We start from the raw sequence: 18,420 nt of genomic DNA, 5'->3' as shown, positions 1-18,420 counted from the left end.
GCAGGAATGTGAAGATAAATATGTTTAATAACATCAGAAAATTATACTTCTGTGATGAATCTATCATAGAATTAAAAATGTATTGGTTGAAATTGTATACCGCCCAAAAAGCACGTGAACGCGGAATAATCATACGCTATGGATTAAGATGAATTCTAAATCTCGGTGCTTATCTATTGCTTGCACTGTTCGCAAAAGTAAAATATGATTATGATAAATGAAATCATTGTGCAATGGGCGTTCTTTGGGATGGAATATGTTACGACAAAAGAGATTGCATAACGCTGGGATCTGCCTACCCGACATGTCTAGAATCTTAGCGAACAGGAAAAAATCTACGGAGTAACTCGGTTGGGGAACGTATGGGAGATCCCAAAAGATGCAGAAAAAACGACTGATGGTCGATACCGCAGATCAAAGGAGGATAGAGAAGGTGAAAAGTAACTTTGAGTTTTTGAAGAAAAACTTTCCTATCCTAGCACAATTAGGCGAAACCGCAGAGAACTATCTGTATTCCGATTCCAACTCCTGCCTGCTTAAGCTGGGGATGATTGGTGAAACAATTATCCACCAGATGATGCAGATGGACCATATTCCCGAGCCTTCCTATGATAATACGCACGCCAACCGCATCAAGCTATTGAAGAAAGAGGGACTCATCCCTAAAGATATTGATGACATTCTCTATGCTTTGCGGACGGCAAGGAATAAGGCTGTCCATGCAAACTATGACTCTTTTGAAGACTGTAAAACTCTGCTTAAGATGACGCACAGCCTCGCAGTCTGGTTTGAACAGACCTATGGTGACTGGGATTATCTTCCTAAGGATTATGTTCTTCCAGAGGATTATAGTACTCAGCAGGATTACGAAGCTCTACTTCAGGAGAAAGAGGCGGAAATTCAGCGCCTGCTTGGCCTGAAAGCTGCCCCCAAAGTTGCTGTTGTGACCAAGTCCGCCCGCGTAAACCGAGCGGCCACCGCTGCAGGTCAAATGAAGCACAGCGAGGCAGAAACCCGCTATCTCATTGACGAACAGCTACGAAAGGTAGGATGGCGAGCTGATACCGTCAACCTCAGATACTCCAAAGGCACCCGTCCGGAGAAGGGGCGTAATCTTGCTATTGCTGAATGGCCCACGGATTCCACCGTGAGCAATTTCGGCAAGGCTGATTATGCTCTGTTTGTCGGGCTAAAGCTGGTAAGCGTCATTGAGGCCAAGGCTGAGTATAAGGATATTTCCGCTGTAATTGATTACCAGTGTAAGGACTATGCCAAGACGATCAAATCTGAGCACACGAAATATCAGATGGGAGCTTGGGGCAATTACAAAGTCCCTTTTACCTTTGCGACCAATGGCCGCCCCTACTTAAAACAGTTGGAAACGAAATCCGGCATCTGGTTTTTGGATCTGCGGGACTCAGCCAATGTACCCAAGGCGCTCCAAGGGTGGATGAGTCCTGCGGGTTTGCTGGAGTTGCTGGAACAAGACATGGCCGCTGCGGACCAGAAGTTGAAAGATACTTCTTTCGATTTACTCCGCGACAAAGACGGACTGAATCTGCGTGAGTATCAAATTCGCGCTATTGAAGCGGCGGAGCAGGCCATTCAGGGCGGTAATCCTACAGCTCTGCTTTCCATGGCTACCGGCACGGGTAAGACTCGCACTGTGCTGGGCATGATTTACCGTTTCCTTAAAGCCAGGCGTTTCAAACGAATCTTGTTTTTGGTGGATCGCACTGCTCTGGGTGAACAGGCCCAGGACGTCTTTAAAGAAGTCAAAATCGAAGATTTGATGACCTTGGAGGAAATTTATAATATTAAAGAACTGGATGACAAGGAAATCGACCGGGAAACAAAAATTCATGTGGCTACCGTACAGAGCTTAGTTAAACGCATCCTTTATAATGAAGAGGATACGATGCCTGCTGTCACCGACTATGATTTGATTGTGATCGACGAGGCCCACCGCGGCTATACGTTGGATAAGGAAATGGGCGAAGATGAACTGATCTACCGGGATCAGACCGATTTTCAGAGCAAGTACCGCACGGTGATCGAGTATTTCGATGCGGTAAAAGTTGCCCTGACAGCCACACCGGCTTTGCATACTACTGAGATTTTCGGCAAGCCTGTGTTTAATTATTCCTATCGGGAAGCCGTCATTGATGGTTTCCTGGTCGATCATGACGCTCCTCACAATATTGGGACCAAACTGGGCAAAGAGGGCATCCACTACGATAGGGGGGAAACCGTCGCGATTTGCGACCCGGTTACCGGGGAGATCACCAACAGTGACGAGTTGGCAGATGAACTTCACTTTGACGTAGACAAGTTTAACCGTCAGGTGATCACCGAGGCCTTCAATCGCACGGTTTTAATGGAAATTGCTCAAAATATCAATCCCGAGGGACCGGGAAAAACCCTGATTTACGCCGCGAGTGACCAGCACGCGGATTTAATTGTAAAAATCCTCAAAGAAATTTTTGGCGATCTGGGCGTGGATAACGATGCCGTCCTGAAAATAACAGGCAGCGTTGGCGGCGGCAATCCGAAAAAGGTCATGGAGGCCATCAAGCGGTTTAAAAACGAGCGTTATCCCACAGTAGCCGTGACGGTCGACCTGCTGACGACCGGTGTGGATGTGCCTGAAATCGACACCTTGATTTTCCTGCGCCGGGTGAAGTCGCGCATACTGTTTGAACAGATGCTGGGTCGTGCCACCCGTCTGTGCGATAAATTCAACAAGACTCACTTTGAGATTTATGATCCAGTGGGTGTTTATGAGTCACTGGAACCCGTTAGCACGATGAAGCCGGTGGTGGCCAATCCCTACGCAACCTTAACTGACCTGCTGGACGGACTTGAAATGCTGCCCACCGAGGAGCAGATCGCCTATCAGATGGACATGCTCCTGGCCAAACTCCAGCGCAAAAAGCGGAATCTGACCGCTCAAGTGCAGGAGAACTTTGCCTACCTATCCGGCGGCCAGACCCCCACGGAGTTTATCGCGGACATCCGTTCCCTGCCGATTCAAGAAGCCCGTCAGCGCTTGCTGAATAGTCGGGAACTCTTCCAGATGCTTAATGAAGGCGGACTCTACCCCCGGCGCAAACTGGTCGTCTCCGTTAAAGAGGACGAACTGATTTACCATACCCGTGGCTATGGCAACGGCCAGAAGCCTCAGGACTATCTGGACGAATTCACCGCTTTTGTTACCGGCAGCATGAACGAGATTGCTGCTCTGAACATCGTCTGCACCCGCCCGCGAGAACTGACCCGTGAGAGCCTGAAAAGCCTGCGCATGGCGCTGGACAGAGAAGGCTTTACCGAGCAGCAACTCAATACCGCCATTAACGAGACGACGAACGCGGACATTACTGCCGATATCATCAGCATCGTCCGAAGCTATGCCATCGGTTCCACGCTTATCAGCCACGAAGAGCGCATCCGACGAGCGGTGAACAAACTGCGCCGAGCCTATTCTTTCAGCCGTATGGAGTTGGATTGGCTCTCCCGTATTGAAAACTATCTAATGAAAGAGAATGTACTGGATCGCTCCTCCTTTGAGAGCGGTGCCTTCAAAAACACTGGCGGCTTTGCCCGTCTGGACAAAATCTTTAAAAATCAGCTGGATCACATCATACTGGAGCTGAACGACTACCTGTATGAAGACGGAGGAAATATTGCATGACCAATCAGGAAATCGTTGCTAAGCTCTGGAATCTCTGCAATGTACTGCGGGATGACGGCATTACTTATCACCAGTATGTCACAGAGTTGACCTATATTCTCTTTCTGAAAATGGCTAAGGAAACGGGCACAGAAGAGACTTTCCTCCGCAATGGAGATGTTCGGGGCAATATCCCCGCAGAATATCGCTGGGATGAACTGAAAAAGCGCCAGGGCGTGGAATTGAAAAAGTTTTACAAATCCTTGCTCGACCATCTGGGCGAAAACTGTACTGGCCGTGTGCAGCAAATTTACCAGGGTGCGGTCTCCAACATTGAGGAACCGAAAAACCTGGAGAAGATCATCACTTCTATCGATGCCCTGGATTGGTACTCCGCCAAAGAGGAGGGCTTGGGCAACCTGTATGAAGGCCTTTTAGAGAAGAACGCCAACGAGAAAAAGTCCGGCGCAGGCCAATATTTCACGCCCCGTGTCCTTATCGACTTGATGACCCGTCTGGTAGCGCCCCAGCCCGGAGAAAGATGCAATGACCCTGCCTGCGGAACCTTTGGTTTTATGATCGCCGCCGATCGCTATGTGAAGGAGCACACGGACGACCTTTTTGCCCTCAACCAGGAAGAGGCGGAGTTCCAACGCACCCAGGCTTTTTCCGGCTGTGAGCTGGTGCATGAGGCCCACCGATTGGCGCTGATGAACGCCATGCTCCACGACATTGACGGCGAGATCCTGCTGGGGGATACTTTATCTAACTTCGGCAAGCAGATGAGGAATTTCCGAGTTGTGCTCACCAACCCGCCCTTTGGTACTAAGAAAGGTGGCGAACAGGCCCGGAGAGATGACTTTCTGTATGGAACAAGCAACAAGCAGCTCAACTTCCTCCAGCATATCTACCGTAGCCTAAGAGAGGATGGCGAGGCCCGGGCTGCCGTGGTATTGCCGGACAACGTGCTTTTTGCCGACGGCGACGGCGAGAAGATCCGCTTTGACCTGATGGAAAAATGTAATCTACACACTATCCTTCGGCTACCTACCGGCATTTTTTATTCACAAGGCGTAAAGACCAATGTACTGTTCTTCACCCGTGGGCAGAGCGAAAAAGGCAACACCAAAGAGGTTTGGTTCTACGATCTGCGCACCAATATGCCTTCCTTTGGTAAGACCACGCCCTTGAAGACTGAGCATTTCGCGGACTTTGAAACCGCTTACACCGCCGCTGATCGCCATGCTGTGCAGAATGAGCGGTGGCGAGTGTTTACCCGAAAGCAGATCGTAGAGAAGGGCAACAGTCTTGACTTGGGACTCATCCGCGACGATTCCGTTTTGGATTACAATGATCTGCCCGACCCTGCCGACAGCGCCGAGGATTGTGCCGCTCAGCTGGAAGAGGCGGTTGGCCTGCTAATGAGCGTGATGAAAGAGCTGCGCGCGCTGGAGGTGCAAGACTGATGGCGAGAGCGGAAAAACAAACCGCCCTCACCTTGGAGGAACGTTTGAAAAAGGCTCTGGTTCCGGACTGGGAGCAGCCCTATAAGGTGCCGGAGAATTGGGTGTGGTCGAGGGCTGGCATAATATCTGAATTGAATCCACCTAAACAGCAGCCAAAAGATTTAGAAACAAAGATTACATTTGTCCCAATGGCGGCTGTATCGGAGGTATCTGGTTCCATTGAAACACCAGAAATTAGGCCTGCTAAAAGTGTCGTCAAAGGATTTACATCATTTCGCGAGGGCGATGTTATTTTTGCTAAGATCACTCCTTGTATGGAAAATGGCAAAGCCGCCATTGCAGAAAATTTGGAAAATAAATTTGGCTATGGGTCGACAGAGTTTTTTGTTTTACGTCCTTCAAATGCTATAAATAAAAAGTTATTATATTACTTTTTAAGAAATCCAGCATTTCGCGATGAAGCCAAACAAAATATGTCTGGTGCCGTCGGGCAACAGCGTGTTTCTAAAGAATTTTTAGGTCAACATGGTTTTCCCCTCCCGCCGCTGGCCGAACAGCAACGGATTGTGAACCGCATCGAGAGCCTGTTTTCCAAGCTGGACGAGGCCAAAGAAAAAGTACAGTCGGTGCTGGACAGCTTTGAAACCCGTAAAGCCGCCATCCTCTACAAAGCTTTCACTGGTGAACTTACCGCTAAGTGGCGGGAAAAACACGGCGTGGGAATGGAGACATGGAAAGCTGGAGCGCTTATTGAGTACTTGATTCAAAAACCCAGGAATGGTTATTCACCTACACCTGTAAACCATCCAACCAAAGTGAAAAGTATGACACTGTCTGCAACTACATCTGGAGTTTTCTTACCAGAGTATTTCAAATACATTGATGAAGAAGTCCCAAATGATTCACATTTGTGGCTCAACCCTGGCGATATTCTTATCCAAAGAGCAAATTCGCTTGAAAAAGTAGGGACATCTGCGATTTTTACAGGTAAAAAGCATGAATTCATATATCCAGACTTGATGATGAAACTGCAAGTGAACTTCAGAGCATTATCAAAGTTTATTGCATACTTACTGAAAACAGATGCAGTACTTCAGTATTTTAGAAATAATGCAACGGGTACCGCAGGAAATATGCCAAAAATCAACCAAAAGGTAGTTGCGAATACTCCTGTCGTAGTTCCTACTACTCCAGAACAACAAGAAATCGTCTACATTCTGGATGACCTCTTTGCCAAAGAACAACAGGCCAAGGACGCGTGTACCGATATGCTGGGCCAAATAGACCTTATCAAAAAATCTATCCTCGCCCGCGCCTTCCGCGGTGAGTTGGGAACAAATGACCCCACTGAAGAAAGTGCATTGGAGTTACTAAAGCAGTGCCTTGCACAGCAGGCGAATGAAAAGGAACAAACACCCAAGAAGAAAAGGGCGCCTACCATTGTCCTTTCGGATCAAGTCCACTCACAGCTTTCTTCCAAACTGGAACGAGATATCTATTTGCTGCTTCAAAAGAATGGCCCATCCAATATGCGAGAGATTGCATCCATCAGTAAAAAGGATCTAGATGTAATCGAGGCACTTCGGCATCTGGAGAGTAAAGGGCTGATTCAAAAGCAAAGCGATGGAGAATATGGCTGTGTGAGGTGATACCATGCAAATTAAAAAGCTGATTGTAGATAACCATCGATGCCTTGTCGATTTTTCTGTTCGCTTTACAGTGGTTGACGGCGGGAGCTCCACAATTCTTGTCGGTGAAAACGGCACGGGAAAATCAACTATGCTGAAGGTGATCACTCAAATCACCATGTCGTTTGACTCTGATGCAGTGGAGAAAACGATTGATTATAATTATGAGCTGGAATACCAGTTTGCAGGACAGAATATCTCCATATCACAACACGATCATTACTACCAGGTTTACACAGAACCAATGAATGGATATGTCGGAAAAATGGTAGCGATTCGTTCCCAACTGTTGAACGACGGTCGATCTATCTTCCCAAAACGTGTGGTGGCCTATTATTCCGGTTACAATGATGGTCTTTTTCCGCTGTTTCACCGTATGGAGCGGGGATATCTGCGAAACTGCCGTAAAGAGCTACAGAGCTACCTTTCAACGATCAACAGCCCTGAAGAGAATATCAGGCCTGAATTTCCACGGCGTAATATAACTACTGCACTGATGATATGACGCATGTCTTCCTTTGTGCTATATTGGCCGGTACGGACTCCTTTGAAAAGCGCCATCTGCTTAAAAACTGTAATTTTTCTGCGGTTGAAAATGTCGATGTTGAAGTTGACCTGCGCAAAATTAAGGAGTTCTTCCCTGCAAATGATATGGACACGGTACAGATGCCAAAAGAATTAGTTCTTGCGATTGACTTTATCGATCTGCATTTTGTTGATGTATTTTCACGTGGATTTCAATATTCCACTGGTGATAAGGCGTTTTTTAGCCTAACAAAACTTGAAGAACTTGGACTGGATTCCATCTCAATCTATAATTTTTTCGAGAAGCTTGCCTCCTTGTTCTCGGCAAAGTATAAAGTCTATGTAAAACACGGCGAGAGCAGGGTAAGCGTTGATGAAATGAGCGAAGGTCAACGGCAACTCATAAAGGTCTTGGGGATGCTTGGCGTCTGCAAGGATGAGGACTGTCTTGTTTTGATGGACGAGCCGGATGCCCACATGAATCCAAAATGGAAATACGAACTTAAAGCAACGATAGATGGTTCGTTAGATGCTGCAATCAATACTCAAGTGCTGATTGCCACACATGATCCACTGGTCATTAACGGGGTGGATAAAAGGTTTATTCGGATTTTTGCTTACAACGTTGCGTTAATTGAGGACAATGGTTTTTTCTTCACGAAGGTTTACGAGCCCACAGAAGAGACCAAAGGAATGGGAATCGATGGTCTGCTGCAAAGCGAATACTATGGCTTGCAAACTTCTTATGACCAAGAGACATCCCAGAAGTATATAGAGCGGCAGCAGTTATACATTAGACTGATTAACAAGGAGATTACGGAGGAGGAAAAAACGCATCTCAGGGAATTGACTGCTGAACTGGGGTCCCTGCCGATTTCCTACAATACCATTGATTTTTTATATGACGATTTTATCAAGGAGTTCCGCAACTCGGAGTTTTACTCAAAAGAATACCTCTCCTTTGATGAAATCGAGCAAAGAAGAGAAAAAATCAAAGAAATTATTCAGGCATTATACGAGGACAGAGAATGAGATATTTAGATACGACAGAATTGCTGCAAAAACGATCTAGTTGGGGAGATAGAACAGAGCTCTGGAAAAATGAACAGCTTCGTGAGGACTTCAAAGAGCTTTTTTACGGGAAATGCTGGTACACAGAAATCAAGTTGCTGGGACAGGATGTACATATCGACCACTTCCGGCCGAAAGCAGAGGTCAGACGGTTTCAAGATAACCCATATAATGAACCCTTGCAGCATACGGGATATAGCTGGCTTGCAAATGATGAAGCGAATTACCGGGCATGTTGTATTTATGCAAACCGAGTTACAGGTGAAGGTGGAAAAGGATGTTATTTCCCCTTACAAGAGGGTAGCCCCTATTTAACTCGGGGTGGTTCAGAAGATGAACAGCCGCTCTTGCTTGATCCTTGTAAGCAAGATGATGTGAATGTGCTGACTTTTTTCGGAGGAGATGTGCTCTGCGCGTCTAATGAACCAATTGATATCAAACGTGTAGAAATATCGAAAACGCTGTACAATTTGAGCGAACAATCCATCAAATCTGCAAGGGCTAGATTATGGGAAGATATTTCTAGAACGCTCGCCGAGTATAGCACAGGTGATATTAGCAGAAAAGCCTGTTTGCGAAGATTATCAGATGCAATCAGCCCTGAAGCGCAGTTTTCTGCCTGTGCGATGGCTTGTGTCAATTCTTTGGCACAAGATGAACTTAAGGCCGATTTAGATTTAGAGCTATAACAGACTTATATGCATTTTGTAGAAGGATAGAAGAGGTGTATGCTATGACGGCACGCGGCAAAAGTATTAATTTGTTTCTTATGGACGGCACACCAAGCGGGCGTGTCAAATGCACCCTCGCCAACTGGACCGGCGTGGCCTATAAGATCCCGCGCAATGAAATAGATAAATGCAAGGGACGAGATGATTTGTCACAAAGCGGTGTGTACTTCTTATTTGGCACATCTGATGAAACCGATGAGAGCGTCGTTTATATCGGTCAGGCTGGCGTGAGGAAAAACGGCGAAGGCATCCTCTATCGCCTGAAGGAACACAAACGCAATCCGGACAAGGACTATTGGACGGAAGCAGTTGTATTTACCACCTCAAATAACTCCTTCGGGCCGACGGAAATCAGCTACCTTGAAAACCGCTTCTGTGCTCTGGCGAACGAAGCGAAGCGCTATATCGTTAAGAATGGGAACGACCCTACCTCTGGAAACATCACGGAGGAAAAAGAGAGCGAGCTGGAAGAATTCATCGACAACGCCGAGATTGTCATGGGAACTTTGGGACATAAAGTGTTCGAGAAATTGGCGGATAACAAACCGACAATCCAGCCGGATATAGCTGAGGATAACGATCTGTTGCTTCACTTTAAACGGAAAAGCAAGAAAAGCGGCCAAGTCATTGAAGCTGAATGCAAGAGAACGAACGAAGGGTTTGTGGTGCTCAAAGGCAGCCACATTGAGACAATCGATTCCGAGAGCATACCGCCAGGCATTAAAGAAAGACGAAGGAAAGCTACGGTCGATGAAAGTGGTGTGTTACAGGAGGATGTTCTGTTTCGTAGTCCGTCATATGCAGCAGCGTTTGTTATCGGCGGACACACAAACGGACTCGTTGACTGGAAAACTTCCGATGGCAGAAGCCTGAAGGAAATTGAAGGCAGCGAATAACTGTTTAAATCGAATAGTATCTTGAGGGTTCACCTTCATGAAACAGTATGTGGTATCACAGATTACGACTGGTTAACACCTGATCGTTTTGCCTCAAAGCAGGGACCAATTGCCGAATCCGCAGTGTCCGGAATGGCATAATGAAATGTGTATCTGGGGTAAAGGATCAGAAAAAGATGGAGGAAAAGGTTAAAAGAATAATTGACCGGGGCTCCTAGATATGACTTAATTTAAGTAGCTTTTTTAAGTAAAGGCTACTTTGTTATTTATATACTAAATTTTCACTTGATTGCATCAATAAAGAAGGAAAGTAGTGGAATTTCGCGAATGTCAAAATATAACGACCGATTTTTGGGAGAAGGTTGTAGTGAGGGAGCAAAAACTACTAACCAGTAAGTTGGAGGCTATTTATGTTAAATAAACTCAGACTTGATCAAACAAAGATATATGAGAAACACCTTGCCCTAAAAGAAATATCTAATATGTTAGTGTTCTTCGTAAAAGGGCATCCTCACCATTTAGCAATAGGTGCTGAACAAGGTAATATCGACAAATGGGATGATTTTGTTATTGAAAAAAACGATGGCAGCAATATTTATATACAAGCCAAAAGACAAACAACACCTTTTTCTTCAGACGCAATTACTCGAGATACATATGGAAAAGGGTCAAAGTTAAGAGTAGGCCAACTTAAAGATTTGTCACCTTTAGATGAGTCACTTGAAAGCCTCGGAAAATGGATAAATTCAAATGACGTTAATTCAGCTGCTTTTAAACATGAATTTTGGCTGGTACTTCCAGAAAGTTCAATAGAAATAAAAAAAGGACTTGAAATCCGACATTTGAGAATTCTTTTCGAAGATCATTATAAAAGTATTACCACTGCAAAAGATCTTGATAATCTAGCCGTTAACGATAATGGTACACAGAATATCTATAATTGGCTTAGGACTTGGTGCGGATTTAATGATTGGGATCATATTCTTAAACTTATGCAGTTATTAAAGATAAAGTCAACAAGATTGGAATCCGAAATTATTGACGATGTTAAGGAAGATCTTAAAAAGGACATATTTCAACCAATAATGGTTGATAAAGTATGTTCATTAATTTTTTCATATATGGAAGAAAATCAAACTTTTGCCGGTGCAATACGGCCACGACAATTATTGTTTGAACTAAGAGAATATTTGCTCCCTGATATAGCAAGATGGACATTGTTTCAAAATGATAGAACAACTTGGCATATATCAGGTATCAATGATTTGAAGGATAATACTGAAATTGAAAGACCCTCAGTTATAGTCCCTGCATTATGGACTTCAGGCAACCCCAATGCACGTGAGTTAAAAATTGAGGGAGCTTGTATAGAAAATTGTTGTGTATCGCAAAGCCTAATGCGCCTTTCACTGCACCCTCAAGGTTTATTTGGTATTATTTGTTCTGATAAACCTAGCTGGGAAAACGCCATTAAAAACAAAACCGGCGGAACCCTGGGATTATTAAAAAACGATCTTGATGATTTACGGATCTTGGGTGGATTGAATCAATCAACCCATAGTGAAAAAAAAGAGCTTGCTGCAATAGGTGAACAGGAACAGTTTGCCAATGAACTACAGAATGAAATGTATAAGTGCAGCTTCGAACATATTAAGACAATTATATTTAATATTATCCGAGATATGACAAACGGTGATCTCAGAACGGAAGTCGAAAAACGATGGATCACCTGGAAACCCTTACTTGAAAATAACATAGAAGAACAAAAAAAGCTCTTTACCAAAATGCTTCATCCCCAGGCCGAAGGAAAATCAATCTCTGGCGAGTTACGAGTTGGCTTAAGAACAGCAGTTTTATTGGCCGAGTCAATTTTTCTTTTATTGGTCGTATCTGTATGTTTAGGTGATGATAAAAATAGAAGTTGGAAAGCAGTAAAAGATCAGTTAAAAGTGAATTCAATTGGACTCGCTTATTGGAGTGGTCCTGCCGAAGAGTTTAAAAAGATTATGGAAATCGACGCTGATGAAGGTATCGGAAAATTACTTGAAAAAGAACCAGGGGAAATTTTAATAATCCCACAGTCAGAACTTCCAGAGGCTTATGTTTTTAATGACGACATATTCGGTGGATTTACAAAAGGTTGCTTATTATCACACCCCCGGTATCCGAAATTATTAATTACTCAAGGCTGGGAATTTAAAAGAAAACTAAAAAGCGGTAGCATATCAGATATAAGGGAATATCTTCAGGGAAGTTTAGACAGAGGTAGGAATAATACTCGGATTGAAGTTGAAAAAATAGCTAATGGAGTGATGGTATGAAATTTGAAGGGATAAAGGACAAAATTCGCGGTTTGATTACTGATCGCTATGAGTTTGATAATGATCAAGTCGAATTTGCGGAAGAATTGCTGAGATTTTCTACTGAAAATCTTAATCACAAGGAGATTTTTCGCATTAAGCGGTCGAATATTGAAGTTGACACATGGAAAACACTAGTATTTATAGAAATAGCAGCTGATAGTGAAAGCGAAATCAAAGCTGAACTGAAAAGCGCTTTAACCTGGATTGCTTCAGTTAAAGAAAATCTATTGGGACCGGAGAGTGTGGATCTATATCTCTTTTTAGCATTTAACCGCGACATAAGCGCCCAAGAATGTCTACGTATTGAATCGACCGAACAGTTTTGCCGCAAATATGTTCTATTACCGAATGAAGAGATTTCTGATTTTGTTAACCGAACTTTTTTACAAAGATTTATAAGCAGTGAAGATACCTCTGAAAGTACAGACCCGCTGGAGAAGGCTTTTTCCAAAACTCTTGCTCAATTTAGTTGGCTTACTCCTGAAGTGCAAAAAGGATGGAAAAAAGCCTTTTCTGAGTTGTCAGGGAGTGAGCTTTTTGACGAACTTCTTGAAGGGCGGAATTGATTTATGAAACATATAGAAAAAATAACCATTAATAATGCTCGTAGATTAGGAGGAAATGTTGAAATTGACTTTGGTACTGGTGCTACAATAATTTTAGCTCCAAACGGAACAGGGAAGACAACTATTTATGAAGCCATTGAATTAGCTTTGACTGGTCAAATTAAACGGCTTATAAGTTCTCCTGACGCGATTATTCGAGACGGATTGGCAGAAATGGGTGTACGCTTGGATTTTTCAGAAGGCAAATACTGCCAGGTGAGCTATCGAAGAGGCGGGAATTGTGAGAGAAATGGCAATTATGGAGATTTGTTTGAAATAGAAAATCAATCATCTTTGCCTTATTTATTTAGGCTAACGCATTTTCTTGAACAGCGCAGTAACCAATGGTTTATTGATAAGAATGACAAGGATGCTGGTGATTTCCTAAGTAAACTACCGCTGGGAAAAGAGTTGCATAATATTCTTTCCAAAAAACAAGGGCTTTTAGCGGCAATCGGAAAAACCGAAACAGTTGTATCAGAAAACTCATATGAGGCCCAAAAGAAACTTTCTGAATTCGAGGAATTAATTGCCAAAAGAGATAGTCTTGCAACTGAAGCCACACTAACCCCATTAAATGAAATCGTTAGAGAAATTCATCTTATTAGCAAGTTGATCGGCTGTGAAGAATATAAGGATGAGCCCAATTTTGCACAAATAAATTCTTATTTTGAAAAAACTAGAATATCCTTAAAACAAGAGAAAGATAAAAAGATTGACTTAAATATACGGTTAAACGCCTTGAAAGAGCGTACACAGCTTTATTCTTCAAATCTAAAATTGTTAACAGAAAAACAAACCGTTGTTTTTGAACATTCATTAAAAATTACTACGTTAAGTCCAATCATTGAACAGACTAAAAATGATATCCAATCCATTAAGGTAGATTTGTTTAAATTACAAAGTGAAATAACAAAACTAAATTCTATCAAATCCATGTACGATGAAATAGACCAACAACAGAGTCATCTTAAAGTTAAAACGTCAGAGTTAGAGCAAAAGGAAAAAGAATTAAGCGAATTAAAAAAATTGTCTGAGGCGACAGTTGAATATTTGAAGAAAAACGAACGGATTCGAGATCAACATAAACTTATTGAAAATTCAAAAAAAGAAATGAGAAATTTACTTAATCAGATTGAAATCAAAAGAGATTTTCAAAAGCAATGGCAAAATCTCTTGGATCTCAATAATGAAATTCTGAAAATAAAAATGCCTGTATTAGAAAAGAAAAAAAATGACTATCAAGAATCAAAATCACTCCTGGATCGTGAAGTTTCCGAGGCGGAAAATAAATATTTAATGAAAAAGAATAATCTCCAGTCACTCAATGAGGCTTCTGGAGCTATCCAAGAGGCTGTCAGCACTATCAGAAAAAACTTGGCTGAAAATCAAAAATCCTGCCCAGTCTGTCAAGCTGTTTATGAACCGGAAGACTTAGTTGAACTAATAGAGAACTCACTAAATAAATTAAATCCTGCCATACCTCATGCTATTGAGGAAGAAAAAAAGGCTTTAACTGTTCTTGAAGAAGCTAAAGAAAAATTAGGTCAGGAGGATCGAAAACTACAAGATACTATCTCCAATTTAATATCCGAAAAAAGCAGACTTGAAGAAAATCAAAAGATAATCTCGGAAAGTATTCAGCCACAATTTCCCGGTTTCAAGACCCCTGAGGAAGCACATTTATATATTGAAGACCAGGTTCTGCAAATTACTTCAGCGATTAAAGATTTAGAGACTAAGAAAAGTCAGCTTGAGCCGCATGAGGATAGTGATAAAATAGACAATGCCAATCTGAAAAAAAGCGAAGAAGAAAGATCCATAAACCACTTGGCCTCCAAAATAATCCAACTGCAAAATGAGATAAACGTCATTAATTTAAAAGTCAAAAACATCACTGAGTCTTTGCGCAGTGAACAGAGAGATGCAATTATTAATAATCTTTCCAGCAAATCAATCCAAGAAAAAGAAATGATTAATAAAAACAATGATTTTGAAGCTGCATTATTAAGAAACGAAGCAGAACTTAAAAAATATCAGGATTTCTGCTTACTTGAGAATGATGGGATTTCTAAGATCAAAGGCAGTCAAGATGGTATTCTCGCTGAATGGGAACAAGCAGGGCTGGAAGGGAAGCCAAACCAAGAAGCTTTAGAACTTAAACTTGAGGTCCTTAAAAAATCTACTGACGAATTAGAAAAAGCAAGCACCAGTTCGAATAAAATCGAGCAAGATCTAGCCAATTGGCGTGCTGCCGAAAAGTTTGAAGAAGTTAATAATGAAGTGAAAAAGCGAATAAATGATGTGAGCGAAGAGGAATATATTGAGATTTTAAAAACCTCAGTATGTCAAAAAAAAATCATTTTGCAAAATGCTATAGAAAAAGGGAAGGCTGTAAAGATTTTTCTTGATAACGTAATGTTAGAGTCTGAAAAAATTCATGAGGAACTCGATGCCATTAATGAACCTTGGAAAGGATTGCTTAAAAGAATTGTCATTAACCCCTTAATAGCGAATGCTCCGTTATTAAGTAATAAAATTTCAAGAAATAAGCTTACAGCCAAAACTTCAGCACTTATTCATGATAAAAATACTGATATTGCCCATATAGCCAGTGAAGCTCAACTTACAGATTTGCAATTAACTTTTATGTTGGCAATGGCTAATAGATATCAATGGACGCCATGGAAAGCTTTACTTTTGGATGATCCGACTCAACACCATGATCTTGTGCATGCCTCGTCGGTTTTTGATGTGTTAAGAGATTATATTATTGAATTTGACTATCAAGTGATGATGAGTACTCACGATTCGATCCAAGCAAAATTCTTTCAGAGAAAGCTCGAAAATGAAGGGGTTCAGTCTAAAATCTTTCTGTTGGTTGATAGAAGTGGCGGCGTGACTGCTGAACGTATTATCTGAACAATTATAAATCAAATAAACAACATCTATTCATCTTTTAGGGCAGAGTTGCTGCCGAAATCCGCTTATGGGAAGCTATTGAACGGAAATTGCTCAGTCATTTTCATTATTTTGGGGTAACGGATAATGTTGACCTTAGTCAGGTTCACTGGGAGCGGGAAATTACGATGAGCGGGAACTGGAGAATCTTTATGTGATTGAAAAAGCCATTGCTGAAAAACGAGTTGGTTATATTATCAGCGCTCTGGAAAATTATTGTCTGGAACATGGGGAGATCATCGGAATTGGTTTTTGCTTAAATAAAAGGCATGCTGAATTTATGGCTCAGGTTTTTAATAAAGCGGGGATTCCTTCAGAATTTCTGGTGGCGGAATCAGAGAGCGTTGTGAGGGATAATGTGAAGCGGCGTCTGGTCACGAAGGAAATCACCTTTGTTTTTGTGGTGGATATATATAATGAAGGAATTGATATTCCTGAAGTGAATACGGTTCTTTTTCTGCGGCCCACGGAAAGCTTAACTGTCTTTTTGCAGCAGTTAGGCCGGGGGCTAAGACTCTGTGAGGGAAAAGAAGCCCTGACGGTCTTGGACTTTGTGGGACAAGCACACCAGAAGTATTCCTTTGAAGACCGTTTTAAAGCCTTGTTATCCAGGTCTCGAAAAACCATTGAGCAGGAAATTAAGACGGGCTTTTCCAATGTGCCCAGAGGCTGCTCTATCCAATTGGAAAAGCAAGCCCAGGACTACATTCTGGAGAACATTCGCAATGCCATTAATACTAAGCGTAATATAATCAGCAAGCTCCATGATCTTATTGAGACTAAACAGGAGCTAAAGGTCAGGGAGTTTTTTGAGAGTTATCATGTGACACCCCAAGACGTCTACAGTAAAAAAGTGACGGTTGTGGGGCTGGCGGCTCAAGCTGGTTTACTGAAGGAATATGAGGCAGATGCCGAGCGGGAACGATTGCTCGCCTCTGCGCTTGGAAGATTATCTTTTATAAATTCCAGACGCTGGATTGGTTTTATGCAGAAGATCATACCGCTGATTCTTTTGAGCAAAGGTTCTTTATTGCATTCTTTAACCACTGTGGAACGGACAATGCTAACTATGGTTCACTATACTCTATGGGGTAAGGGGCTTGGTGATCTGGGTGAGAGGTTTGCTTCAATTGAAGAGGCGATTTATTGGGCCATTAATGATCCGCGGCTTTACCAAGAACTAATGGATTTACTGGACTATCAATTTGGCAAGATCGATTTCGTGGATAAGCCTTTAATTGGCTTTGAGGATGAATATTCACTGGACTTATACTGTGCCTATACCTTTGATCAGATTTTGGTGGCTTTGGGCAAACATTCAGAACAAAAGAGGAGCTCTTTCCGGGAAGGAGTTCTCTACCTGGCTGAGAAGAAGCTGGATGTCTTTTTCGTGACCTTGAATAAGTCGGAAAAGGACTATTCTCTGTCAACCATGTATCAGGATTATTCCATCAATGAAGAGCTGTTTCATTGGCAGTCCCAAAGCCGCACGACGGTGGAATCCTTGACAGGGCAGAGGTATCTTAACCAAGCAGCCAGTGATGGGAATGTGTTGTTTTTTGTGAGAGAGTATAAGCAAGAGGGAGCTTTTACCTCTCCATATACTTGTCTTGGTTTTGCCGATTTTCAAAGCCATTATGGATCAGCACCCATTAGTATTGTCTGGAAGATGAAGGAGCCTCTGCCGGGGTTTGTGCTGAAGAAGACGGTTAAAGTTTGATTTCTGCTGTTATTGCGCAGGGATTACCATAGCCATGAAGAGGTCGAATAGTTATAGCTCTCATCTAAGCTAGGTGGGGGCTATTTAACACTAATTATTCTTGCTTTCCAGGGCGGTCTGAATCCTGGCCTGACTTCAGAAGAACAAATTCACTGTCTTTACTATTTAAGTACATTTCTTCAGTTTGGCGCTGTATCTGTTGAATCTCTTCAATGATATCTGTCATTTTGTTGAAGAGTATACTATACATTTTTTTATAATTTACCAATGTTCTTCACCTCAAATAGTGGTTTACACTCACTATTTTATGCGTTTTTCGCATAATAATCAATATGCAATTATCGCATACTATAAAATAGTGTTGGGGTGAGCATCATGTACCAACGATTGCGTGATTTACGAGAGGACAAGGATTTGACTCAGCAAGAGCTTGCCACCTTGCTGAAGGTAAGCCAAACAACCTATTCCAGATATGAAAGCGGTATTCTGGATATTCCTAGTTCCTCGCTTATTAAACTTGCTGAATTCTATAAAACCAGTATTGACTATCTGGTGGGATTGACCAATAATAAAAGGCCCTATCGTTAATGTTTCGCCACACAGCCTGGAGATGAGTTATTACTCCTGTAGATATTACGTTCAAACAGCTTCACATCATTTTACAAGCATTGGAAAAGCTATCATCTGTATGATTTTGAGATTTTGCCGGGTGTGCCGGGGTACG

12 protein-coding genes and 1 pseudogene are annotated in these 18,420 nt (G+C 42.5%); 12 read left to right on the top strand and 1 reads right to left on the bottom strand.

Going from position 1 to position 18,420, the window contains the following annotated elements; genetic code table 11:
* Nucleotides 1-379: 379 nt before the first annotated feature.
* The 11 genes and pseudogenes from hsdR to DOT_RS01170 form a co-directional block, all read left to right on the top strand.
* A complete protein-coding gene (hsdR, locus tag DOT_RS01220) occupies nucleotides 380-3,691 on the top strand; it encodes a type I restriction-modification system endonuclease (RefSeq protein WP_348982131.1) in 3,312 nt (1,103 codons plus the stop codon).
* Nucleotides 3,688-5,136 (top strand): N-6 DNA methylase, encoded by a 1,449-nt coding sequence (locus DOT_RS01215; protein ID WP_009612998.1) that lies wholly within the window; start codon nucleotides 3,688-3,690, stop codon nucleotides 5,134-5,136. The genes hsdR and DOT_RS01215 overlap by 4 nt, the downstream gene beginning before the upstream one ends.
* Entirely contained in the window at nucleotides 5,136-6,785 is a 1,650-nt protein-coding gene (locus DOT_RS01210) for a restriction endonuclease subunit S (RefSeq protein WP_009612997.1), read from the top strand. The genes DOT_RS01215 and DOT_RS01210 overlap by 1 nt, the downstream gene beginning before the upstream one ends.
* 4 nt (nucleotides 6,786-6,789) lie before the next feature.
* Entirely contained in the window at nucleotides 6,790-7,329 is a 540-nt protein-coding gene (locus tag DOT_RS01205) for an AAA family ATPase (protein ID WP_009612996.1), read from the top strand.
* Nucleotides 7,326-8,381 (top strand): AAA family ATPase, encoded by a 1,056-nt coding sequence (locus DOT_RS01200; protein WP_009612995.1) that lies wholly within the window; start codon nucleotides 7,326-7,328, stop codon nucleotides 8,379-8,381. Before DOT_RS01205 ends, DOT_RS01200 begins: the two co-directional genes overlap by 4 nt.
* Entirely contained in the window at nucleotides 8,378-9,109 is a 732-nt protein-coding gene (locus DOT_RS01195; RefSeq protein WP_009612994.1) for a hypothetical protein, read from the top strand. The genes DOT_RS01200 and DOT_RS01195 overlap by 4 nt, the downstream gene beginning before the upstream one ends.
* A 44-nt stretch (nucleotides 9,110-9,153) precedes the next feature.
* Nucleotides 9,154-10,047, top strand: a complete 894-nt coding sequence (locus DOT_RS01190; RefSeq protein WP_009612993.1) for a GIY-YIG nuclease family protein — start codon at nucleotides 9,154-9,156, stop codon at nucleotides 10,045-10,047.
* Between the two features lie 410 nt (nucleotides 10,048-10,457).
* Nucleotides 10,458-12,368: an ABC-three component system protein gene (locus DOT_RS01185; protein ID WP_009612992.1), complete on the top strand. Its 1,911-nt coding sequence runs from the start codon at nucleotides 10,458-10,460 to the stop codon at nucleotides 12,366-12,368.
* Nucleotides 12,365-12,976: an ABC-three component system middle component 1 gene (locus DOT_RS01180; RefSeq protein WP_009612991.1), complete on the top strand. Its 612-nt coding sequence runs from the start codon at nucleotides 12,365-12,367 to the stop codon at nucleotides 12,974-12,976. The genes DOT_RS01185 and DOT_RS01180 overlap by 4 nt, the downstream gene beginning before the upstream one ends.
* Before the next feature lie 3 nt (nucleotides 12,977-12,979).
* Complete coding sequence (locus DOT_RS01175) at nucleotides 12,980-15,937, top strand: AAA family ATPase (RefSeq protein WP_009612990.1); 2,958 nt, start codon at nucleotides 12,980-12,982, stop codon at nucleotides 15,935-15,937.
* A gap of 21 nt (nucleotides 15,938-15,958) precedes the next feature.
* A pseudogene (locus DOT_RS01170) lies at nucleotides 15,959-17,696 on the top strand (DUF3427 domain-containing protein); the annotation flags it as partial.
* 94 nt (nucleotides 17,697-17,790) lie between these two features.
* On the opposite strand, the gene DOT_RS30920 reads toward DOT_RS01170, so the two are convergent.
* The gene (locus DOT_RS30920; protein ID WP_192807792.1) at nucleotides 17,791-17,946 is read right to left on the bottom strand and encodes a hypothetical protein; all 156 of its coding nucleotides are present in this window, start codon (nucleotides 17,944-17,946) and stop codon (nucleotides 17,791-17,793) included.
* Nucleotides 17,947-18,071: 125 nt separating this feature from the next.
* Here DOT_RS30920 and DOT_RS01165 point away from each other — a divergent pair, with 125 nt between their 5' ends.
* The gene (locus DOT_RS01165; protein ID WP_009612987.1) at nucleotides 18,072-18,284 is read left to right on the top strand and encodes a helix-turn-helix transcriptional regulator; all 213 of its coding nucleotides are present in this window, start codon (nucleotides 18,072-18,074) and stop codon (nucleotides 18,282-18,284) included.
* The last annotated feature ends 136 nt before the right edge of the window (nucleotides 18,285-18,420 follow it).

It is taken from the genome of Desulfosporosinus sp. OT (genome assembly GCF_000224515.1).
Classification (GTDB): Bacteria; Bacillota; Desulfitobacteriia; order Desulfitobacteriales; family Desulfitobacteriaceae; genus Desulfosporosinus.
Note: the sequence above shows the minus strand (reverse complement) of the source record. Positions and strands in the feature narration are given on the sequence as shown.

Bases quoted from the DNA above. Each gene is read 5' to 3' on its own strand.
- hsdR (WP_348982131.1), top strand. From the start codon at position 380: ATGCAGAAAAAACGACTGATGGTCGATACCGCAGATCAAAGGAGGATA.
- DOT_RS01190 (WP_009612993.1), top strand. From the start codon at position 9,154: ATGACGGCACGCGGCAAAAGTATTAATTTGTTTCTTATGGACGGCACA.
- DOT_RS01205 (WP_009612996.1), top strand. From the start codon at position 6,790: ATGCAAATTAAAAAGCTGATTGTAGATAACCATCGATGCCTTGTCGAT.
- DOT_RS30920 (WP_192807792.1), bottom strand. From the start codon at position 17,946: ATGTATAGTATACTCTTCAACAAAATGACAGATATCATTGAAGAGATT.
- DOT_RS01175 (WP_009612990.1), top strand. From the start codon at position 12,980: ATGAAACATATAGAAAAAATAACCATTAATAATGCTCGTAGATTAGGA.
- DOT_RS01165 (WP_009612987.1), top strand. From the start codon at position 18,072: ATGTACCAACGATTGCGTGATTTACGAGAGGACAAGGATTTGACTCAG.
- DOT_RS01185 (WP_009612992.1), top strand. From the start codon at position 10,458: ATGTTAAATAAACTCAGACTTGATCAAACAAAGATATATGAGAAACAC.
- DOT_RS01200 (WP_009612995.1), top strand. From the start codon at position 7,326: ATGACGCATGTCTTCCTTTGTGCTATATTGGCCGGTACGGACTCCTTT.
- DOT_RS01195 (WP_009612994.1), top strand. From the start codon at position 8,378: ATGAGATATTTAGATACGACAGAATTGCTGCAAAAACGATCTAGTTGG.
- DOT_RS01215 (WP_009612998.1), top strand. From the start codon at position 3,688: ATGACCAATCAGGAAATCGTTGCTAAGCTCTGGAATCTCTGCAATGTA.
- DOT_RS01210 (WP_009612997.1), top strand. From the start codon at position 5,136: ATGGCGAGAGCGGAAAAACAAACCGCCCTCACCTTGGAGGAACGTTTG.
- DOT_RS01180 (WP_009612991.1), top strand. From the start codon at position 12,365: ATGAAATTTGAAGGGATAAAGGACAAAATTCGCGGTTTGATTACTGAT.